The following is a 20,268-nucleotide window of genomic DNA, read 5'->3' as shown; positions in this document are numbered from 1 at the left end:
TCTTGAAAAAATAACTTTTTGACAACTTTAATTAGAGGTTTCTATTTTTTGTGAAACATTCGCAGAATATCTCTAAGTTTATGTTAAGTAAACAACCGATTTACAAAGCATCTTTGTCTTTCAGTGCATTCAATTTTACAAAACGGATCAATACCAAACCGATTGCAAAGAAAAAAGTCATCGAAAGTGCTGCGTAACGCATGTTGTCGAACTTCTCAATCAGCGTAGCAAAAATAAAAGTTCCGAGGATGATGGCGAACTTTTCCAGGACGTCATAAAAACTGAAATACGTGGTATTGTCATTGCTTTCTTCCGGTAAAAGTTTGGAATAAGTAGACCTCGACATCGCCTGAAGGCCGCCCATCACCAGGCCTACGATGGCCGCAACTCCGTAAAACTGATATTCAACATAAGGGTTTTCTTTATTCAGATAATACGCTGACAAACAGGCAACAATCCATAAAATTACGGTAATGGAAATTACATTTTTGTTTCCGATTCTTCTGGATAATCTGGAGAAAATGATAGCTCCCAAAATGGCTTCAATCTGAATCACCAAAAGTGTGGCAATCAGTTTACCCTGATCGAGATTAATTTCGCTTTTCCCGAAAAGGGTTGCCATGAGGAAAATCGTCTGCATTCCCACGCTGTAAAAAAAGAAACTGGAAAGGAAAAATTTCAGATTAGTATCTTTAAACAAAAGCCTCCCGACTTTGAAAAGTTCTTTAAAACTTTGTTTCCCTATGTCTTTATAGAAGCTGATATTGTCATTCAAAACAACCCAAAAACCGCCTTGTTCCTTATGTTTGTTGAAGATATTTTTATAGTTTAAAAGCACCAGGTCTTTCGGCAACTGGTCTTTTACTTTACCAAATTGTGGCAAATGCTTAAAGGTATATTGTGAAAATCCAAACCACCAAGCACCCGTAAGCAGGAAACTAATGCGGGTATAAATTAACCTCTGTTCTTCATTCTTGGCTACGAACATAATAAGAACCAGACAGATAATCACCAAAACCACCGATCCAATATATCCATAAACATATCCTCTGGCCGACAAAGCATCCTGCTTATCTTTGGAAGCGATATCCGGGAGAAAAGAATTGTAAAACACCAAACTTCCCCAAAACCCGACACTTGCTGTAATACTGAACAGAAGCCCAAGGAAAACGTTATTCATTCCTGTGAACATGGCCAATCCCATACATGAAGTGGCTCCAAGATAACAGAAAAACTGAAGAAAAGATTTTTTATTACCAATAGTATCTGCAAGTGAAGACAAAAACGGCGAAAGAAGGACGACAATAAAAAAAGAAACAGTGAGTGAATAGCCGTACACGGCATCCGGATGATAGGTATTTCCAAAGATCTCAATTTTATGGCGAACCGGAACATCGATCCAAAGCCCTGTTTCTTTTATAAATACTTTCTTTTCAGTAATCGTTGTTAAAATGGCATAATAAATCGGAAAAATTGTTGAGGTAATCACTAATGAATACACCGAATTCGCCCAGTCGTACACGGCCCAGGCTTTCATTATTTTTGGATTGTTTTTGATACCGCTGGATTTCAACGCTGTTGTTTCCTTCATTTTTGGAATTGTTTAGACAAAAATATAAAAACCATTAAGAAAAATAGTGTTATTTATTCTTAATGGTTTATTCCTGAGCCGTTCGTTTATTTTACTGCATATTTTCAATCACGATAGCAGAAGCTCCGCCTCCACCGTTACAGATGGCTGCTGCACCGTATCGTCCGTTATTCTGCTTTAAAACATTGATTAGCGTTACGATAATTCTTGAGCCTGAACTCCCCAGCGGATGTCCTAAAGAAACTGCACCGCCGTTCACATTTACTTTTCCAGCATCCAGTCCCAGAATTTTATTATTGGCTAATCCCACTACTGAAAACGCCTCATTAAATTCAAAGAAATCAATATCTGAAACTTCCATGTTTGCTTTTTTCAGTGCTTTCGGAAGTGCTTTTGAAGGTGCTGTAGTGAACCATTCTGGTTCGTGGGCCGCATCAGCATAAGAAATAATTTTCGCCAAAGGCTTCAGTCCCAATTCTTCCATTTTTTCTTTGGAAACGAGAATAAGTGCAGAAGCACCGTCGTTCAGCGTAGAAGCATTGGCGGCAGTCACTGTTCCATTTTCTCTTTGGAAAACAGTAGGAAGCGTTGAAATTCTCTCGAAATTAACAGATTTATATTCTTCATCTTCAGCAAAAATAATGGGTTCTCCTTTTCTCTGTGGAATTTCTACCGGAACTACTTCGTTTTGGAATTTACCATCATCCCAAGCTTTTGCGGAACGCTTGTAAGATTCTACAGCGAAATTATCCTGATCTTCTCTGGAAATTTCATATTCGGCAGCACATTTTTCGGCACATACTCCCATGTGCACTTTATTATACACATCCGTCAATCCGTCGAGCACCATTCCGTCCTGCATTTTGACATCTCCTAATTTTGTAGCACTTCTTGCAGAAAAATAATGCGGAACTGACGACATATTCTCCATTCCTCCGGCAACAATAATATCGGCATCACCAGCTTTTATTGCTTGTGTTGCCATCATTACGGCTTTCATTCCCGATGCACAAACTTTATTAATGGTGGTGGCAGGAGTTTCGGTAGATAATCCTGCTCCTATCGCTACCTGCCTTGCAGGAGCCTGGCCTTCGCCGGCCTGAAGTACATTTCCCATGTAAATTTCTTGCACCAAAGCAGGATCCATATTTATTCTGTCCAATGCTCCTTTCACGGCTGTTGCGCCAAGTTTTGTAGCGGGTACAGATGCGAGACTTCCCATAAAACTTCCCATTGGCGTTCTGACTGCAGAAACGATGAATACTTCTTTCATTCTATTGTAAATTTTAAAAATTGATTATTTTATTTTCTTTAATACAAGGATGACTCCTTTATCTTTACTTTCTGACTTTAACTGAATTAAATCTCCCTGAGTTGCGATAATGGTATTAACGAAATGATCTCCCGGCGAAATTCCGTTATCAGGATCAGCATCTTCAAGAACGACAAGCTCATATTGACAAGGATTAGCATCGTTAAAATGCTGAATTATTTTGACAAACTTTTTTCCATTGTCATACAATTCCGTTTGTATTTCTTTGTGCACCGTCATAGTCCATTCCGAGGACGGATAAATATTGGAAACAAAAGTACCTTCTTTGATCATCGCACATTTTGTGGGAACGTCAGGATCGAAAAACAGCTGATCCTGTGCTGTACTTTTCCCAAATACCAACAAAAGAACAACAATGCAAAGAGATTTTAAATGACTCATGCGAGAAAAAAATAATCCTGCAAATTACAAAAAAAAACACACCGATGAAAGTGTGTTTTTTATGAGTAAAATGAATATTGTTAAAAGGTAAGGGCAATAATATCTACCCCGATTTGAGTAGCGTATTTATTCCGAACATCTGCATTTTCATTAAAAATGGGAGTAAAATCCCGGGTAACATAAATATTAAACCAAGAATATCCGAAACTTATTTTTCCACCGAAAACAGAATTGTACAAACCGGGAGAAACGCTTTCAAAAGAACGAATTTCGTTGCCTAAATTATTTTTATATTCCGTAAATATCCAGTCGTTGATTTTCACGCCTCCATACAATCCGAGTCCAATCCTGAACTGTTTCTTTGTATTGTCGATATACTCCCTTCCCTGATACGATTTGTATTTTGGGTTCAGGACGAAAATAACTTCTGCGGGAAGCATAATGTAATCGGTGCGAAGCGAAGCATATTTCAATTCTCCATGTTGAAAATCAGTGATAAACAGACGGTGTTCATCCTGCGCAAACACTTTAGAATTCCGAACTTCCATTTCATCCACCCTCCAGCCCAATCCCAGACGGTAAAACACCGGACTGGTATATTTGCCAAGCTGTCCTTCGTACCGGATCGTCATTCCACCGGACATTCCGGTCTTCAGCTGCCGGTGATTTCCAAAATCAAAAAATGCTTTTTCGGAAGTGTGGTTTAGCAAAGAAATATTGAAAACATATCCAAACGAACTCAGATAATTTTTAGGATCTTCAGGATCTTTTATTTCCTTCATATCATATCCCAATTCCAGAATCGCATTGCGTGAAGAGCGGAAATACTTTTCCTTATTTTTGGGCGCCCCGAAAACAGCGTCGTTGACGGCGGTTTGGGTAATGTCTTCCAACAAAGATTTCTCAACATTCACTTTTTCGTTGATGCTTTTTTCATATTTCTGAGCTATTTCCTTGTTCAGGTTTTGCTTTTCAGTTTCCGAAATCTGATTGTCGCTGAATCTTTTTTCAACTTCATCCAGTTCGGCGTTCATCAATTTTTTTTCTGCCGAAACAATGCTGTCGATCTTTTGCGTATAATTTCTAATCTGCTTTTTCAAAATCGGATTTTCCTGTGCCCAAAAGCCCAAAGGCAATACCAGAAAGGCAATCAGTACCAGTTTAATTGTTTTCATAAATATGTAGTTTAAAATTATTCGCCGTTATATATTCTCGCACCCAAAACACTGATGAAATCAGGTTTTATATTATTTCCACGCGCGCCCATTCTTCGATCATTTTCATGATCATGATTTTTTGTTTTCTCCAGTTTTCGTGAGAAAAGAAGATCGTTCGCTTTAATATAATTTTTTTCCGGTTGTTCTGAAATCACTTCTTCATTCGGAACGACAGCAATCATTTTCTATTTCCGATTCCATTTCCGACAGATCAGTGAAAAATATTTTCTGATTTTGCCGAAGGAAACTAATGCTCTCATTGATGACGATTCTCCGGAGCCAACCCGGAAAAGTTTTCCAGTCCTGACAATCTTTTATTTTGGTAAATCCTTTGTAAAAGGCGTTTTGCAAAACATCTTCGGCATCGTGCAGGTTTCCGGTATACGATAAAGCAATGGAGAGCATCTTTCCGGAAAACATTTCGTACAATGCTTTTTGGGCGTTACGGTTTTGTTTTTTTGCTTCTATAAAATGATGTTCCAACAAATGGCTCATGGTTGACTCTCTGCTTTAAAGACGATAAGAATTGAAAAAGGTTGCCTGATTAAAATAAAAAAGCTGATTTTTTCAGAATCAGCTTGTGGTTTATAAGTTCAGTGCCTTTTTTACACTGTCTATTTTTTCAGAAAGAATGTCGAGTTTCTTCGAAAATTCCGCTTCAGAAGAAATGGTGTCTTTCACAGAAACGTAAAATTTAATCTTCGGTTCGGTTCCCGAAGGCCGTACACAGACCTTGGTTCCATCCTGAGTATAGTAAATAAGAACATTAGATTTTGGAATATCATCCATCACTTTAGTTGACCCTGAAGAAACCACATGACAGGTTTGTTCTTTGAAATCTTTAATTTCTTCGACAGGCGAACCGGCAATTTCCAACGGTGGATTTTCCCGGAAATTTTTCATCATCTGTTCAATTTCGAGGGCACCTTCCCTGCCTTTTTTCACTACATTGATGAGGCCTTCATAATACATTCCCAAATCTTTATAAATCTCAATCATGTACTGAAACACAGAACTTCCGTTGGCTTTGCACCACGCCGCAATTTCGCAGGCCAATAAAATGGAACCGCAGGAATCTTTGTCGCGAACAAAATCTCCGGTCATAAATCCGAAAGATTCTTCGCCACCGCAGATGAATTTTTCTTTACCTTCAAAATCCCGGATCATTTTGCCGATCCATTTGAATCCCGTCAACCCAACTTTACAATCTACACCGAACTTTTCAGCGATATCAAAGAAAATATCTGAAGTTACAATCGTGGATCCGATGAACTCTTTTCCTGTAATTTTTCCGGCTTTTTTCCATTGATCTAAAATATAATAAGTCAGAATCGTATTGCATTGGTTTCCGTTCAGCAGTTGCATTTTTCCTTCCAGATTTCGAACTGCAATTCCCAATCTGTCGCCGTCAGGATCTGTTCCAATGACAATATCCGCATTGGTTAATTCTGCCAGATCCAGCGCCATTTCCAACGCTGCAGGCTCTTCAGGATTGGGAGAATCCACGGTTGGGAAATTCCCACTCGGAATCATCTGTTCCCGAACCAGATCAATTTTTCTGAAACCCGCTTTTCCCAATGCTTTCGGAATCGTAGCGTACGTGGTTCCGTGGATGGAAGTGAACACAATATTGAGGTTTTCGTAGCCGATTTTATCCTTTTGATATAACGAATTCTCAATGCAAGCATTTATATACACATCGTCCTGTTCGGCACCGATCCATTCAATTAAATCATCATTTCCCTGAAATTTAATTTCACTAAACTGAACCGAATAAACTTCTTTAATAATTGCATCATCGTGCGGCGGAACAATCTGCGCACCGTCGTTCCAATACACTTTATATCCGTTATATTCCGGCGGATTGTGTGAGGCAGTGAGCACAATTCCGGCATGGCATTTTTTATCTCTTACCGTAAACGAAAGTTCGGGAGTCGGGCGATGATCTTTAAAAAGCAACACCTTAATTCCGTTGGCTGTGAGGACATCCGCAACGAGTTTTCCGAATTCCCGGGAATTATTCCGGACGTCGTATGCAATGGCAACTTTTATTTCTTCAGTTGAAAACTGCTGATGAAGGTAATTGGCCAATCCTTGTGTAGCCTGGCCAAGCGTATATTTATTCAGCCTGTTGGTCCCCACACCCATGATTCCGCGCATTCCACCGGTTCCGAATTCCAGTTCGCGATAGAAACTGTCCTCCAGATCCGGAGAAGCTGAGTTGATGAGCATTTCCACTGCTCTGCGGGTTTCTTCATCGAAAGTATCTGATAACCATACTTTGGCTTTCTCAAGGGTTGATATTTCTGACATTATTATTTCGGTTTTAGTTATTATTATTCAAAATTAAGAAACACTTTCACATTCTCACTCTAATTTCTGATTGCGAACATTGGCTGTTTTGTCCACTGTAAAAGCGCGAACGGGATCATTATAGTACAGAAAATTTGGTGAATCTTTAATACTTCCTTTCAGGGAATCTTTCACGTTTACTTCGCCGTAACCGCCATTTTTCAGTTCTATATTCAGGTTTTTTATCAGCCAATACGGTGCAATTAAATGGGCTGTGTCCGAAATTTTTATGAAAGCGTCTTTTGTTTGCCCTGCAAAGTTTGCACGGCTTGTTCCTGACATATCGAGTTCGGCTCTCCTGGAATTTACAGAACCGATGAACTTAGCATGATTCCTGAGTTGAAGCCGGAAATTATCCGTTTTTATTTCGCTCGAAGTATTCATTTCCACACTGTCGGAAATCGAGATTTTTTCAAGATTGTAGCGCGAGTAAATAGTTACATTATAGAAATCTACGTTTTTGGTTTCCCTTTTTTCCTTGATTTCCAAGGTTTTGTTGTTGACACTGATTTTTAAATTATCTGCCACATTTCCATAGGTTTCCACTTCCACAACATCTTCTGTTCCCCGAAGGTAAAAAACCCTGAATTTCCCTTCCAGATTCACATTCACAAAAGGTTTTACTTCTGTCACTTTGCTTTCGATATTTCCTTTCGGACTAACTTTTCCGCAGGAAATGAAAAGGGAAAACAGAAAAATAAACAGTGTAGTTAATCTCAGTGGAAAATGTATGCGTTTTTTCATTTCATTAAATTTCTTCTTCAATATGATAATTCTGCCTTTCTCTGTTGGACCGGATGATGAGTTCACCTAAAAATCCACCAATGAATAATAAAGTTCCGAGAATCATCATGGTCATGGCAATAAAAAACCACGGATTTTCCGCGATCAGATTACCATAAACTCCTCTGGAAACATCGATCAATTTAGAAATTCCGAGCCAAATAGCGGAAAGAAAACCGATGATGAACATGAGTGTTCCGATAGCACCAAAAAAATGCATTGGCCTGCCTCCGAAACGACTCACAAACCAAAGTGTCACCAGATCTAAAAATCCGCGCACGAAACGTTCGGTTCCAAACTTTGAAGTTCCGTAAGGCCTTGCCTGATGCTGAACCGGCTTTTCCGTAATGTTTCGGAAACCCGCATTAGCAGCCAAAACAGGAATATATCGGTGCATATCGCCATACACATCGATAGATTTAACGACCTGCTTTCGATAGGCTTTCAGTCCACAATTAAAATCATGCAGATACACCCCGGAAACTTTTCTGGCAGCAGAATTGAAGAGTTTTGACGGAAGATTTTTCGTCATCACATTATCATATCTTTTCTTTTTCCAGCCGGAAACGATGTCGTAATTTTCATTTTTCACCATGTGGTACAGCTCAGGAATTTCTTCGGGAAAGTCCTGAAGATCGGCATCCATGGTAATCACCACATCACCGTTTGCACGCTGAAACGCAGCATGAAGGGCTTGTGATTTTCCGTAATTTTTGGAAAATTTAATCGCGTGAATTTGTGGATTTTGGATTTTCATATTTTCGATAATGCTCCAGGAAAGATCGGTGCTGCCGTCATCAATAAACCAGACTTCGTAAGAAAGATGGTTGCTTCTGCACACGTTATCAATTCTTGAAAACAACTCCTCGAGCGATTCCTCCTCGTTGAGGAGTGGGATGATGATAGAAATATTAGGGTTTCTCAATGATTTTATTTTTTTTAAGATAAATTTTCTGGCCGTTCAGACAATCTCGTTCTGAAAAAGCTTCCAAAAAAGAGCGACAAAAGTAAAAAATATGCGTTATATCCGGCAAAAACATACATGAAATATTTGGCTGTGAACATATCTTCATTTTTTGTTACTTTCTCTGCAATCCTCATTTTGCCTTCTGCATATTTCCGCTCCAGTTCTTCCATTTCTTCAGTTTCTGGTTTTATGATCTGTTTGGCATTGCTGTATTCTTCTTCCAAAGTTTGTCTGTAACTTTCAATATATTGATAATTCAGCAAGTCTTTGGTATCTTTATCAAAGGAAATATAGGCAAAAATAACCGCCATCGACAGCAGGCCGCCCACAAACATTGGAATAAAAGCCCGTCCGTAAGCTTCTCTGAACGTGAGTACTTTTTTCCAGCGGCTGTAAGAAGTTACCGATAAAAACGCCCCGATTCCCATCACTATAGGTATAAAAAAAGCATTCATTTTGATAGAAGTCCGGTAATATTCCATATCTCTAAAGAAGATATTGGTAATAAAAAAGGCAGTGATAATAACTGCAAATATCATTAAACCAACGATGTACACATTTCTAAACATATTGTCTTTAAAATTTTGAATTTCAAATTTTGAATTATGAATTGTTTCCTTATCTTTGCAACCGGCAAGTCCTACACAACCAGCTCCTGAGAATCCTCCAGGGTGGGAACGCAGCAAAGGTAATCGGTTGTAGCGGTGTGATGTAGATCGCTTGCCGTTTTTTTATTTCTAAAATTCAATTTCCTCTCCTATTTTTGGTAAGATTAATACAACATTTCTTTCAGAAAAAAAATGTTTTGCTTCATCATGATTGATCGTAATCGGAGGAAAAGTATCAAAATGACATCCTATTACTTTTTCCGTTTTCAGAAATTCTGCTGCTGCAAAGCTCGCTGTTTCAGCATCCATTGTATAATGTCCGCCTATCGGAAGAATTGAGGTTTTAATTTTCCCAAACTTTTCAGGAAACCATTTCATCTCCGCCATCAATCCGGTATCACCGGCGAAATAGAGATTTTCCCCATCAATACGAAACATATATCCTGCGGGTTGTCCTCCATACGTTCCATCCGGAAAACTGGAAGTATGAGAAGCCGGAAGCATTGTTATTTCGAGGCCTTCAAGAAACGCCGTACCTCCTAAATTAAGATCTATTTGATTTTCATGATTGAAATAACCACAGATTTCCGGTTGCCCAATAATGGTGGCATCAGGATGGTTCAAAAACACTTCTTTCACATCCGCAATATGATCGCCGTGAGCGTGGGTAATGAGTACATAATCTATCTTCTGTGCAGAAATATCAAACGATGATTTCTCCGCCTGAAAATTGTAAAAAGGGTCGCTAAGAATCGTTATATTTTTGTAAGTGAACAAAAAACAGTTTTGTCCTAAAAATTTTATTTTCATTGTTTTTAATTAAAGATATTCGTTGTCAAAATAATCAGAATCAAACTTTTTTAACTCACCATTAGAAATCACTTTCAAAAGCGGCAACATTAAAGTTTGAAAGTCTGGAATCATAACTGTTAAAATTATAAAAAATAATGGAAAGATAATCGGATTAGAATATGTTTCTATTCAGAAATTCAAAAATAATTCAACCCTATGGCCAGCATTAGGCTCATCATGAAGGTCATCATGCCTATTTGTTTCAAAAAGGAATCGAGTTCTTCGGGATTTTTGGTCTGCAACATTCTTCTTCTGATGGCCGCCAAAGGAAAGAGGAGAATCATGACAATAAAAGCGTAATAATTTCCTGCTTCATGAAGTTTATTGATCAACAGAAAAATGAGAATCAGAATCATCGGCAACTGCAAAAGTACCATTTGATAAATCATCGCATTGCGAAATCCCAACCTTAGAGCAAGGGTTTTTTTACCGGAATCCCGGTCATTTTCTATATCCCTCATGTTGTTCATGTTCAGCACTGCCGTACTCATCATTCCGATGGCTGCAGCCGGCAACAGAATATCCCAATGGATTTCTCTTACGAAGAGAAAATAACTTCCTCCCACGGAAACCAGTCCAAAGAAAATAAATACCATAATATCACCCAAACCCAAGTATCCATATGGTTTTTTTCCTACGGTGTAGCCTATCGCTGCAAGAATACACAAAACGCCAAGGCCTATAAAAATATAAAATTCATTCATAAATCCGTGGCGGAAAAAGGCCTGATATAACAAAGCGACCGTCGCAGCCAGCGATAAAACCGACAACAAAATCACCGCGTTTTTCATTTGTCCGGCTGTAATTTTCCCCGAAGCAACCGCTCTTTCTTCAGCATGATGGCTTCTTTTCTGGTCGGTTCCTTTTATTCCGTCGCCATAATCATTGGCAAAATTAGACAGAATCTGGTACAGCAATGTTACCAAAACCGCCAAAGCAAAGACCGTCCAATCCCAGGTTTGGCCTTCTTTATCCAGCCTCCATCTTGCAATGAAAGACCCTGTAATAATTCCACTTAACGAAAGCGGAAGTGTTCTTAATCGTGCTGCATTTATCCAGTTTGTCATTTTATTTTTTATGTATTCCAGTTTCTAATTTCCGTTTGGTATACGATGTAATTTACCCACTTTTTGAGCGTTTTCATTTTGCTGCTTCCCTGCGATATGCTGCCTCCTGCTGTATAAACATTCACGCTGCCAATTCCGCGTTTGCGTTGCCAAAAATATTGTGAAACTTCGATCATCTGCGTATCCTGAATTCTGGAAACTTTCTCATCCACATCCCAAATTCCTGAACGTTCTTTCATGAATTTTTCGCCAAAATAAAGCCTGGAATTTATAAATTTAAGTGCCACAAGAATGCTAACAAAGATAGTGTAGAATAGCAGAAAATACACAGGAATTTCAAAAAAATACAAGACAAAACCTACAATACCCGATCCTGCAACTGCCCACACCAACAAGCGCGACACCAATCGGAATTTCACCATGCGAACGGTTTCTTGAAAGGTAACTTCTGTTCCGAAAAAGAAACTTTGAAGTTTTTCTCTTTCCTCATTATTGCAGGCCGGAATGATGGTGCTTGTGTTCTGGTCAAATTCATCTTCGCCAATCTGAGTGATCTTCAACCCCCCAATATTGATTTTTTTCTGAAGAATATTTTGAGTTGAAATGAATTGCTGCACTTTATCAGGATTGATCACCGCTTCACGGGAGTTGAAAAGCCCGTATGAAACTCTTACTCTTTTATTTTCCCACTGAACACGGGTATCCCAATAGGTGATAATTTTTCTTAATGCATTGATAAATACTGCTGTACAGAAAAATAAAATAACTGCCGCTACAATCAGAACATTGGAAAAAAGAAGATATTCCTGCCACATTTCCTCGTCGAAAGCAGTTTCTATCTGATCCATGAAAAAATCATTGAGTTTATCAAACAAATAAAAAACAATTCCGATGAGTGCGAAAATACTGTAAATATAATCTGAAGTAAATCCCCATTTCATCAATGATAACGGAGAAATTTTAAATTCTGAAACTGGTTTTGATATGGTTTCCGCAGCATCAAAAGAATCACTTACGAATTCCGGATCGGCTTTTGCAACCACCAGCATTTCCCTCAGTTCCTGCGCTGTTTCATAAGATACTGCCTCTATTTTCAGATCTTTTTTATCCGTTCCCGGAGAATCAATTTCTACCTGATAAATTCCCAAAACTTTATGAAAAAAAGGCTGGCTAATAATCACTTCCTGAATTTTCCTCTTTTCAATATTGGTCTGGGAAGTATTAATTATTCCTTTTGTAAGGATAAATTCGTTCGTGTCGCTATTAATAAAAAAAGTGAATTTACGGTAACGCAAATACGCTATTCCTATTGCGAAAAGAAGTGCAAGAAGCAGAATACCACTCAGCATCAACTGCTTGTAACCCGTATTTTCGCGAAAGAAAATAATCACCAGAACAACTCCAAAATTTCTTAAAAGATTTCCCAGAACTGACAAAAAAAGAATAGCAATCCCCAACGGAGACTGGCGTTGCGGCTCAGAAAATCCCGGATTAATCATGTTCAGGCTCTGTTATATTTTTCAGATTTTCTCTTTCTTCTTCATCAATTTTCTTCAGTATCAATTGATTTATTTTATCGGCGGTTTCTTTTGGCAATCCTGCAATTTTCATCATCGCCCATGTTCCGCCTGCAGTATAAACCGCCACCGATTTCAAGCCTAATTTTCGGGAATACCAACCTTCAAAAACCGTGACATGCTGAATTCTGTTAAAAGGAACAATGGAAGTGGTGTGGCGAAGGAGCCCTCTTTTATAAATCAAATCCTTTTCGCGAAGTGCAAATTTTCGGTTTATAAATTCAAAGACTGTCCAGATAATGTTCAGAATGATCAAAGAAAGAATAATGATTCCAATATAAATCATCACATTTCCGAGTAATTCGTAAAAGAAAAATAACGAAACAAAATATGAAACGATGAGCACCATTGAAAAAATAAAAGCATTGAAAATCAATACTTTCAGATATTTTTTAGAGACAGGCTCCAGATTTACTTCCTCGAAATCGGGAAGTTGCGACAAAGCTATCGGCTCATTTTGAAAATCAGACATTTATTTTTTTTAGAAACAGTGGTTGAAAAATTAAGAAATCCAGTTGTTCTCTCCAAAATCCGGTTTTCTTTTTTCTAAAAATGCATTTCTGCCTTCTTTTGCTTCCTCAGTCATATAGGCTAAACGCGTCGCTTCGCCGGCAAAAACTTGCTGCCCAACCATTCCGTCATCCGTCAAATTCATGGCAAACTTCAGCATTCTAATAGAAGTTGGTGATTTTGCCAAAATTTCCTGTGCCCATTGATAGGCGGTTTTTTCCAGTTCTGCATGCGGAACTACTTCGTTCACCATTCCCATTTCGAAAGCTTCCTTTGCGGAATAATTTCTCCCCAAAAAGAAAATTTCTCGGGCTTTCTTCTGTCCCACCATTTTAGCAAGATACGCAGAACCGTAACCACCGTCAAAGCTGGTCACATCGGCATCTGTCTGTTTGAAAATCGCATGTTCTTCGCTGGCCAGAGTCAGATCGCAAACAACGTGAAGTGAATGTCCGCCGCCAACTGCCCAACCGTTGACCACCGCAATTACCACTTTTGGCATAAAACGGATCAACCGCTGAACTTCCAGAATATTCAATCGATGCCGGCCGTCTTCTCCCACATATCCCTGATGTCCACGTGCTTTCTGATCGCCTCCGCTACAAAAAGCATGTCCGCCATCCTTAGGACTTGGCCCTTCGCCGGTGAGCAATACTACACCGATAGAGGAATCTTCAGAAGCGTCGTAAAAAGCATCGTACAATTCGGAAGTTGTTTTCGGACGAAATGCGTTGCGAAGTTCCGGCCTGTTGATGGCAATCCGGGCAACACCGTTAGATTTTTTATAGGTAATATCTTCGTAATTCCCAACTGTTTTCCAGTCTGTCATAGCGTCAAATTTTCGGTAAAAATAGGAAAAAATGAGGCGGGAAACAAGGATTTTCACTCCTCATCATCCGGTTGTTGATATTCTTCAGCTTCCTGTAAAATGGATAATGCTTTTTCATAATCCAGTTCGTTTACTGCGAGGATGTAATTTTCAGCAACGGGCATTACGGCAACATTATTCACAAATTCGTTGCGGATATAAGAAGGAATTCCGCGCGATTCCAGTTTGGTTTGTGCAAGCTGAACTTCGTATAAATATAAGGTTTTGAGGAGGATCTGCATTTTGAAATTTTAAGAAAGGTACAAATAATTTAAGAAGTGGAAATAAAAAAACCACTTGCAGATGCAAATGGTTTACGTGGAGAATACGGGATTCGAACCCGTGACCTTTTGACTGCCAGTCAAACGCGCTAGCCAACTGCGCCAATCCCCCAAAAAGTTTTGCAAAAATAGAAATATTTTCTACATATCAAAGGATATCTAGGGAAATATTTTGATGTGAAGCATTCCGAACTGCAATGCCGTTTTCCACCACAATCATTTGCGGACTTTGGTGCTGCACTTCCAGCCGCTCTGCAATAGCATCAGAAATTGAGCGGTAACTCAGCAGATCAAGAAAATAATAGATGGCTTCTTTATCGCTTTTTTTTACCTGTTTTTCAAAATTTTTTAACACTCTTTTACTGATGTGACACCGTGTAGAGTGTTTGAAAATCACAACTTTATTACCGTAAGAATCTGCCAGTGCCTCTTCTACATCTGTTTCGGAAGAAATCAGTTTCCAGAAATCAGCAGGATCTTCAGCGGCGGAAGGAGTAAATAATGTTTTAAAAAAACTCATCGTTTGTTTTTGAATTAATTAATTATCGGACGATTTGACACGTTCAAACTTTTGGCGGTGTTTTTGCGTTTTGAATGTGTAAATTTACAATTCTGTTTTGATATGATCTTACAGGATTTTTAAAATAATTTTAATGAAAAAAGCACTCATCGTTGTCGACGTCCAGAATGATTTTTGTGAAGGAGGTGCCCTTGCCGTACCAGAAGCGAATCAAATTATTCCCTATATTAATCTCATCATGAAGGAAAATCATTATGATCAAATTGTCCTGACACAAAACTGGCATCCGGCAGATCATAAAGCTTTTGCCTCCAACAACGGACGGAAAGTGGGCGAAACCATCACCCGAAACGGAGCACCGCAGTTTATGTGGCCGGACCATTGTGTTCAGAATACTTTCGGCGCAGAATTTCACCCGGATCTGGAAGCAGATCGTGCCACTCATATTATTCAAAAAGGGAAAAATCCTGAATTTGACAGTTACAGTGCTTTTCAGGATAACAATCATTTTATGAAAACCGGACTTGATGATTTCTTGAAATTCCATGAAATTCAGTTGGTGGAAATTGTAGGCCTCGCGATGGAATACAGCGTGAAACACACCTGTATTGATGCGGCCCGAAACGGATATGTTACCTGCCTTCACTTTAACGGAACCAAAGCGGTGAATGCAAAACCGGAGAACGGAAGAGACGCAATTTATCAGATGATTGAGAACAGCGTCACAATTTTAGGATAAGACAAAAGCGGAAAAATTTCCGCTTTTTTTATTTGAAATGTTGTGTTTTTCTATAACATTTTAAGCGTATTCACTTCCAGATCGGTAAGGATTCTCCAGTGTCCGCGTTTGATATTTTTCTTGGTAAGCCCAGCAAACATTACTCTGTCCAATGCTTCTACTTCGTAGCCTAATTTCTGGAAAATTCGTCTTATCACACGGTTCCAGCCGATGTGAATTTCAACGCCGATTTCGTTTTTGGGTTTTCCTTCTATGTAAGAAATACTGTGAACTTCTGCGATCCCTTCATCTAATCTTATTCCTTCGGCAATGGCCTTCATATCGTCCTGACCCAATTTTCTGTCGAGGGTAACGTGATAGATTTTCTTCATCTGAAAAGAAGGATGTGTCAGCTTTTTGGTAAGATGCCCGTCGTTCGTCAACAAAATAACGCCTGTCGTGCTTCTGTCCAACCTTCCAACCGGAAAAATACGGTACGGAGATGCATTCGCTACCAAATCCATTACTGTTTTTCTGGCTTTTTCATCCTTGGTGGTAGAAATATATCCTTTTGGTTTATTCAAGAGAACATAAACAGGTTTTTCCGGTGTAATTCCTTGACCGTCAAACACTACCCTATCGGTTTTCTGTACCTGATAACCCATTTCGGTTACCACTTCTCCATTCACCTGTACCAATCCCTGACGGATCAGTTCATCTGCCTCTCTTCTACTGCAAATTCCGGCGTTGGCGACATATTTATTCAGTCGGATGGTATCCTTATGAATGTCCTTTTCTATTTTCTGAAGTCGTCTTTTCTGAACAAAACTTCGGGTTCTGTCCTCCTGAGTTTCCGGTCTTTTATAGGGTTTCTTGTTATATTTCAAATCCCCTTTTTCGTATTTATCTCTGGTGTCAAAGGATTTTCCTGACCTTTTATTATTGGAATTTCTGTCAAACTCTTTGGCTTCACCTTTGGTAAACAGCCTCGGCTCGCTATTCCGAGATCCTGCTTCACCTGAACCGGTTTTGTTAATTCTCGGTCTCTTCGGCCTTTCTGATCGATCTCTATCTCGGCTCATTTTATATCATTTAATTTCGTGCAAAGATAATTAATTTAAACGGGAACCTTACTGCATTTTCAATAACTATAATGTTTAATTTTGTACGAAAATACAATATGATTTCTGTTCTTGACCATGAATTTTCCCAACTCAATGTGTTTTTAAAACAGCAGCACATCAGCAAAATTTTTATTCTTACGGATGAAAATACGCACCATCATTGCCTGCCTGTTTTATTGGGAAATATGCAAACCGATCTTCCTTTTGAAATTATTGAAATAGATCCAGGCGAAGAAATGAAAACCATAGAAACTGCGCTTCAACTTTGGGAAATTCTCGCAGAATACGAAGCCGACAGATCATCTTTGCTTTTTAATCTCGGTGGCGGCGTTATCACAGATTTAGGTGGTTTCGTGGCTTCAACTTACAAAAGAGGAATTCGTTTTATCAATCTTCCAACCTCATTATTAGGCATGTGCGATGCTGCAGTAGGCGGAAAAACCGGGGTCGATTTACATTCTTTAAAAAATATGATCGGTACTTTTGCGATGCCAGAAAAAGTATTTCTTTATCCTGATTTTCTGAAAACGCTACCTTTCTGCGAACTCAGAAGCGGATTTGCCGAAATGCTGAAACACGGCTTAATTGCTGATGCTGAACATTGGTTACAATTAACTTCGCTTGAAAACTTGACTTCAGAAGGAATAACTCCGTTTATCAGTGCTTCCACCGCCATTAAAAACAGGATTGTAGAGCAGGATTTTCACGAAGAAAATATTCGGAAAACATTAAATTTTGGCCATACTGTCGGACATGCGATAGAAAGTTTTTTTCTACAGAAAGAGACTCCCATTGCCCACGGTGAAGCCATAGCAGCAGGGATGTTGTGCGAAATATACCTTTCTTTTGAGCAAAATCTTATTTCTGAAACACTGTTAGATTCAATAAGTTTAAAAATCAGAAAATATTTCCCTCAGCTTTCTATTGAAGAAAACCATTTCGGACACTTGTTAAGACTGATGCAACAGGACAAAAAGAACTCAGGTTCTACGTTTAATTTTAGTTTGATTAATGGAATCGGAAGTTGTATTTTTAATCAGCAATGTTCAGAAAATTCTATCCTCAAAAGCTTGAATTACTATAAAAACCTGTATTAAAACTATCAAAATCGGATTCATTTCATAATTATTTTAATGCGATTTAGCTTTCTGATTAACAGCATTTTGAATACCTAAAACAAAGCATAACATCGCTTATAATTTTGGTTTGGCAAACAATTTGAAAGTTACCAAGCGTCTTGAATAAAAGGAACCTTGAGGTTTTTACAGGACTACAGTAAAATTTAAAAATTGGATTAACTAAAATTGAAAATTATGAAAAAGTTATTTTTAGGAGCTGCCATCGCAATGAGTTCTTTAACATTTGCACAGCAGTTTGGAATTAAGGCCGGAATGAATGTATCATCACTTTCATCTGAAGAAGGTTTAGAAAATCAGAAATCAAAAATTGGATTTAATGCAGGTTTGTTTATGAATGCGCCGATAGCAGCAAATTTCAGTATACAACCAGAGCTTATTTACACCCAATACGGGGATAAGTACAACGCCAATGTTTTAGGAAACAATTATTCATTCACCAGAAATCTGGATTACATCGCATTGCCCGTAATGTTCCAATACAACGCTACTCCGTCGTTTTATTTAGAAGCCGGGCCTGAATTTGGTTTGTTGGTAAGTGCTAAAAATAAGCTTACGAATCAAGATACCAACAACGTAATTGATGAATCAAGAAATTACAAAGATGATTTGAATAGTTTCAACTTCGGATTAGGATTAGGTGCAGGATATTACTTCACCCCAAATATTGGTTTGACGGCAAGATATGTAGCAGGATTTACAGACATTGCGAAAGACCGTCCGACAGGAAGTTCTGTTAAGAACAACGCTTTTCAAGTAGGATTAGCTTATAAATTCTAAAACACAATCTCTATAAAAGAACCGGCCAGGATTTTTTCCTGGCCGGTCTGTTTTTCGCTTAATATTTTATTGGAATAATCCTTCATCTTCTCCTTTTTCCACTGGATACTTTTCGGTAAAACAACCAAAACAATGGTTTGAAGAGCCTAAAATAATTTTGAGATTTTCCATACTCAGAAACTCCAGACTGTCTACACCCAGATACTTCCTAAGTTCCTCCTTTGTCATGTTAGCGGAAATTAAATCATCCTTTGAAGGCGTATCAATTCCTAAAAAACACGGCGCGATAATGGGCGGAGAAACGCTTCTGAAATGAATTTCTTTCACTCCGGCGTCTTTCATAATTTTTACAAGACGTTTAGACGTTGTTCCGCGAACGATGGAATCATCGATAATCACTACTCTTTTGCCCCGAATTTCAGAAATGATTGGGTTCAGTTTCAGATTAACAATTCTTTCGCGCATTTCCTGTGTCGGCACAATAAATGAACGTCCGATATAGCGATTTTTCACCAAAACAGGACGAAACGGGATACCTGATGCTCTGGAAAAACCGATGGCTGCCGGAACTCCGGAGTCCGGAACACCGATGACGATATCTGCATCTACCGGAGCCTGTTCCCAAATTTTCTCGCCTGATTTTTCACGAATATCATATACGTTGATGTTTTCCAATTGTGAATCGGGCCTTGCAAAATAAATATATTCAAAGGAACAGATTCTTAGTTCGCAGTTTTCTTTTACCATAAAACTCTGAAGCCCTTTCTCATGATCGCTGGTGTAAACAATTTCGCCAGGTTTAATATCGCGTACATATTTCGCCCCGATTCCGTCCAGTGCAGCACTTTCGGATGCTACAGTAAAGGTTTTGTCATCCATCATTCCCAAAACCAACGGACGTATGCCATGAAAATCCCGGAAAGCAAAAAATTTATTTCGGGTAATTCCTACTACCGAATACGCACCCTGAATTTTTTCCATGGTTTCTTTGATGGCACCCCGCAATCCAAGATCCAGATTCTTCTGAATCAAACGAAGAATGACTTCCGAATCGGACGTAGCTTTAAAAACAACGCCTTCTTCTTCCAACTCTTTTTTCAGTTGTTTGGCATTGGTGAGATTTCCGTTGTGTGCGATGGATAGAATAATTTGGTCATATTCATTTTTCGCAAAAAAAGGTTGGAAATTGTATTTTTTCTTGTCTCCGGCCGTTGTATATCTTGTGTGTCCGATGACTGAATTTCCCATGAAATTTTCAGGATTTTCAATATCTTTAAAAACATCCAGCACCAGGCCTTCATCTTTTATATTGAATATTTTTCCATTTTTAGCCACCGAAATTCCGCAGGCTTCCTGCCCTCTGTGTTGCAAGGCAAATAAGCCAAACTGGGAAAGCGAAAATGTATCTACATCATGCTCTGAATACAATCCGAAAATTCCACATTCTTCTTCAGGCCCATCCGTATTTTCTTCTTCTTCGGTCCGAAACAGATTCCTTCCATAGGGCCGGTTTTGAAACTGTTGTAAATAATTACTTTTCTGTAATTGTTCTGAATTTTTCATTTTTTTATGCAGGCTTATTTATTCAGGCTGCAAATCTCTA

At 38.7% G+C, this 20,268-nt stretch carries 22 protein-coding genes, 1 tRNA gene and 1 other RNA gene; 4 read left to right on the top strand and 20 right to left on the bottom strand.

Going from position 1 to position 20,268, the window contains the following annotated elements; genetic code table 11:
- Positions 1-100: 100 nt before the first annotated feature.
- The 10 genes from DQ356_RS08035 to DQ356_RS07990 form a co-directional block, all read right to left on the bottom strand.
- Positions 101-1,591: an MFS transporter gene (locus DQ356_RS08035; RefSeq protein ID WP_114303963.1), complete on the bottom strand. Its 1,491-nt coding sequence runs from the start codon at positions 1,589-1,591 to the stop codon at positions 101-103.
- A 91-nt stretch (positions 1,592-1,682) separates the two neighbouring features.
- Positions 1,683-2,864: an acetyl-CoA C-acyltransferase gene (locus DQ356_RS08030; protein WP_114303962.1), complete on the bottom strand. Its 1,182-nt coding sequence runs from the start codon at positions 2,862-2,864 to the stop codon at positions 1,683-1,685.
- A 24-nt stretch (positions 2,865-2,888) separates the two neighbouring features.
- Positions 2,889-3,305, bottom strand: a complete 417-nt coding sequence (locus tag DQ356_RS08025; RefSeq protein WP_114303961.1) for a hypothetical protein — start codon at positions 3,303-3,305, stop codon at positions 2,889-2,891.
- Between the two features lie 80 nt (positions 3,306-3,385).
- Positions 3,386-4,480 (bottom strand): hypothetical protein, encoded by a 1,095-nt coding sequence (locus DQ356_RS08020; protein ID WP_114303960.1) that lies wholly within the window; start codon positions 4,478-4,480, stop codon positions 3,386-3,388.
- 17 nt (positions 4,481-4,497) lie between these two features.
- Entirely contained in the window at positions 4,498-4,704 is a 207-nt protein-coding gene (locus DQ356_RS08015) for a hypothetical protein (protein ID WP_114303959.1), read from the bottom strand.
- Positions 4,682-5,017 (bottom strand): RNA polymerase sigma factor, encoded by a 336-nt coding sequence (locus DQ356_RS08010; RefSeq protein ID WP_114303958.1) that lies wholly within the window; start codon positions 5,015-5,017, stop codon positions 4,682-4,684. Before DQ356_RS08010 ends, DQ356_RS08015 begins: the two co-directional genes overlap by 23 nt.
- Before the next feature lie 90 nt (positions 5,018-5,107).
- A complete protein-coding gene (locus DQ356_RS08005) occupies positions 5,108-6,826 on the bottom strand; it encodes a phospho-sugar mutase (RefSeq protein ID WP_114304064.1) in 1,719 nt (572 codons plus the stop codon).
- Positions 6,827-6,889: 63 nt separating this feature from the next.
- Positions 6,890-7,618, bottom strand: coding sequence for a GIN domain-containing protein (locus DQ356_RS08000; RefSeq protein ID WP_114303957.1), 729 nt, complete (start codon positions 7,616-7,618; stop codon positions 6,890-6,892).
- A 4-nt stretch (positions 7,619-7,622) separates the two neighbouring features.
- Positions 7,623-8,582: a glycosyltransferase family 2 protein gene (locus tag DQ356_RS07995; protein ID WP_114303956.1), complete on the bottom strand. Its 960-nt coding sequence runs from the start codon at positions 8,580-8,582 to the stop codon at positions 7,623-7,625.
- 14 nt (positions 8,583-8,596) lie between these two features.
- Positions 8,597-9,193 (bottom strand): DUF4199 family protein, encoded by a 597-nt coding sequence (locus DQ356_RS07990; RefSeq protein WP_114304063.1) that lies wholly within the window; start codon positions 9,191-9,193, stop codon positions 8,597-8,599.
- 62 nt (positions 9,194-9,255) lie between these two features.
- Here DQ356_RS07990 and ffs point away from each other — a divergent pair.
- An RNA gene (ffs, locus tag DQ356_RS07985) (signal recognition particle sRNA small type) lies at positions 9,256-9,353 on the top strand.
- 8 nt (positions 9,354-9,361) lie between these two features.
- Here ffs and DQ356_RS07980 read toward each other — a convergent pair.
- The 8 genes from DQ356_RS07980 to ytxJ form a co-directional block, all read right to left on the bottom strand.
- The gene (locus tag DQ356_RS07980) at positions 9,362-10,042 is read right to left on the bottom strand and encodes a metal-dependent hydrolase (RefSeq protein ID WP_114303955.1); all 681 of its coding nucleotides are present in this window, start codon (positions 10,040-10,042) and stop codon (positions 9,362-9,364) included.
- A gap of 179 nt (positions 10,043-10,221) precedes the next feature.
- Positions 10,222-11,151 carry a 1,4-dihydroxy-2-naphthoate octaprenyltransferase gene (menA, locus tag DQ356_RS07975; protein ID WP_114303954.1) on the bottom strand — a complete coding sequence of 310 codons (930 nt, stop codon included), beginning with the start codon at positions 11,149-11,151 and terminating at the stop codon, positions 10,222-10,224.
- 8 nt (positions 11,152-11,159) lie between these two features.
- Complete coding sequence (locus DQ356_RS07970) at positions 11,160-12,650, bottom strand: PH domain-containing protein (RefSeq protein ID WP_114303953.1); 1,491 nt, start codon at positions 12,648-12,650, stop codon at positions 11,160-11,162.
- On the bottom strand, positions 12,643-13,200 hold the full coding sequence (locus tag DQ356_RS07965) for a PH domain-containing protein (RefSeq protein ID WP_114303952.1): 558 nt from the start codon (positions 13,198-13,200) through the stop codon (positions 12,643-12,645). The genes DQ356_RS07970 and DQ356_RS07965 overlap by 8 nt, the downstream gene beginning before the upstream one ends.
- 30 nt (positions 13,201-13,230) lie before the next feature.
- Complete coding sequence (locus tag DQ356_RS07960; RefSeq protein ID WP_114303951.1) at positions 13,231-14,067, bottom strand: 1,4-dihydroxy-2-naphthoyl-CoA synthase; 837 nt, start codon at positions 14,065-14,067, stop codon at positions 13,231-13,233.
- A gap of 53 nt (positions 14,068-14,120) precedes the next feature.
- Positions 14,121-14,348, bottom strand: a complete 228-nt coding sequence (locus DQ356_RS07955; protein ID WP_114303950.1) for a putative signal transducing protein — start codon at positions 14,346-14,348, stop codon at positions 14,121-14,123.
- Positions 14,349-14,425: 77 nt separating this feature from the next.
- A tRNA-Ala gene (locus DQ356_RS07950) sits at positions 14,426-14,499 on the bottom strand.
- 36 nt (positions 14,500-14,535) lie between these two features.
- Entirely contained in the window at positions 14,536-14,907 is a 372-nt protein-coding gene (gene ytxJ / locus DQ356_RS07945; protein WP_114303949.1) for a bacillithiol system redox-active protein YtxJ, read from the bottom strand.
- Positions 14,908-15,040: 133 nt separating this feature from the next.
- Between ytxJ and pncA the strand changes: the two genes are divergently transcribed.
- Complete coding sequence (gene pncA, locus DQ356_RS07940) at positions 15,041-15,646, top strand: bifunctional nicotinamidase/pyrazinamidase (protein WP_114303948.1); 606 nt, start codon at positions 15,041-15,043, stop codon at positions 15,644-15,646.
- Between the two features lie 50 nt (positions 15,647-15,696).
- On the opposite strand, the gene DQ356_RS07935 is transcribed toward pncA, so the two are convergent.
- Positions 15,697-16,707, bottom strand: coding sequence for a pseudouridine synthase (locus DQ356_RS07935; RefSeq protein WP_114303947.1), 1,011 nt, complete (start codon positions 16,705-16,707; stop codon positions 15,697-15,699).
- 98 nt (positions 16,708-16,805) lie between these two features.
- Between DQ356_RS07935 and aroB the strand changes: the two genes are divergently transcribed.
- Both aroB and DQ356_RS07925 read left to right on the top strand, forming a co-directional pair.
- Positions 16,806-17,846, top strand: coding sequence for a 3-dehydroquinate synthase (gene aroB, locus DQ356_RS07930; protein WP_114303946.1), 1,041 nt, complete (start codon positions 16,806-16,808; stop codon positions 17,844-17,846).
- A gap of 216 nt (positions 17,847-18,062) precedes the next feature.
- Complete coding sequence (locus tag DQ356_RS07925) at positions 18,063-18,665, top strand: porin family protein (RefSeq protein WP_114303945.1); 603 nt, start codon at positions 18,063-18,065, stop codon at positions 18,663-18,665.
- Between the two features lie 66 nt (positions 18,666-18,731).
- On the opposite strand, the gene purF is transcribed toward DQ356_RS07925, so the two are convergent.
- The gene (purF, locus tag DQ356_RS07920; RefSeq protein ID WP_114303944.1) at positions 18,732-20,228 is read right to left on the bottom strand and encodes an amidophosphoribosyltransferase; all 1,497 of its coding nucleotides are present in this window, start codon (positions 20,226-20,228) and stop codon (positions 18,732-18,734) included.
- Between the last annotated feature and the right edge of the window lie 40 nt (positions 20,229-20,268).

The sequence above is a fragment of the Chryseobacterium lacus genome, assembly GCF_003336205.1.
GTDB classification, from domain to species: Bacteria; Bacteroidota; Bacteroidia; order Flavobacteriales; family Weeksellaceae; genus Chryseobacterium_A; species Chryseobacterium_A lacus.
Note: the sequence above shows the minus strand (reverse complement) of the source record. Positions and strands in the feature narration are given on the sequence as shown.

Excerpts from the sequence above, each read along its gene's own strand:
- DQ356_RS08035 (WP_114303963.1), bottom strand. The coding sequence starts at position 1,591 with ATGAAGGAAACAACAGCGTTGAAATCCAGCGGTATCAAAAACAATCCA.
- DQ356_RS08030 (WP_114303962.1), bottom strand. The coding sequence starts at position 2,864 with ATGAAAGAAGTATTCATCGTTTCTGCAGTCAGAACGCCAATGGGAAGT.
- DQ356_RS08025 (WP_114303961.1), bottom strand. The coding sequence starts at position 3,305 with ATGAGTCATTTAAAATCTCTTTGCATTGTTGTTCTTTTGTTGGTATTT.
- DQ356_RS08020 (WP_114303960.1), bottom strand. The coding sequence starts at position 4,480 with ATGAAAACAATTAAACTGGTACTGATTGCCTTTCTGGTATTGCCTTTG.
- DQ356_RS08015 (WP_114303959.1), bottom strand. The coding sequence starts at position 4,704 with ATGATTGCTGTCGTTCCGAATGAAGAAGTGATTTCAGAACAACCGGAA.
- DQ356_RS08010 (WP_114303958.1), bottom strand. The coding sequence starts at position 5,017 with ATGAGCCATTTGTTGGAACATCATTTTATAGAAGCAAAAAAACAAAAC.
- DQ356_RS08000 (WP_114303957.1), bottom strand. The coding sequence starts at position 7,618 with ATGAAAAAACGCATACATTTTCCACTGAGATTAACTACACTGTTTATT.
- DQ356_RS07990 (WP_114304063.1), bottom strand. The coding sequence starts at position 9,193 with ATGTTTAGAAATGTGTACATCGTTGGTTTAATGATATTTGCAGTTATT.
- DQ356_RS07980 (WP_114303955.1), bottom strand. The coding sequence starts at position 10,042 with ATGAAAATAAAATTTTTAGGACAAAACTGTTTTTTGTTCACTTACAAA.
- menA (WP_114303954.1), bottom strand. The coding sequence starts at position 11,151 with ATGACAAACTGGATAAATGCAGCACGATTAAGAACACTTCCGCTTTCG.
- DQ356_RS07970 (WP_114303953.1), bottom strand. The coding sequence starts at position 12,650 with ATGATTAATCCGGGATTTTCTGAGCCGCAACGCCAGTCTCCGTTGGGG.
- DQ356_RS07965 (WP_114303952.1), bottom strand. The coding sequence starts at position 13,200 with ATGTCTGATTTTCAAAATGAGCCGATAGCTTTGTCGCAACTTCCCGAT.
- DQ356_RS07960 (WP_114303951.1), bottom strand. The coding sequence starts at position 14,067 with ATGACAGACTGGAAAACAGTTGGGAATTACGAAGATATTACCTATAAA.
- DQ356_RS07955 (WP_114303950.1), bottom strand. The coding sequence starts at position 14,348 with ATGCAGATCCTCCTCAAAACCTTATATTTATACGAAGTTCAGCTTGCA.
- ytxJ (WP_114303949.1), bottom strand. The coding sequence starts at position 14,907 with ATGAGTTTTTTTAAAACATTATTTACTCCTTCCGCCGCTGAAGATCCT.
- pncA (WP_114303948.1), top strand. The coding sequence starts at position 15,041 with ATGAAAAAAGCACTCATCGTTGTCGACGTCCAGAATGATTTTTGTGAA.
- DQ356_RS07935 (WP_114303947.1), bottom strand. The coding sequence starts at position 16,707 with ATGAGCCGAGATAGAGATCGATCAGAAAGGCCGAAGAGACCGAGAATT.
- aroB (WP_114303946.1), top strand. The coding sequence starts at position 16,806 with ATGATTTCTGTTCTTGACCATGAATTTTCCCAACTCAATGTGTTTTTA.
- DQ356_RS07925 (WP_114303945.1), top strand. The coding sequence starts at position 18,063 with ATGAAAAAGTTATTTTTAGGAGCTGCCATCGCAATGAGTTCTTTAACA.
- purF (WP_114303944.1), bottom strand. The coding sequence starts at position 20,228 with ATGAAAAATTCAGAACAATTACAGAAAAGTAATTATTTACAACAGTTT.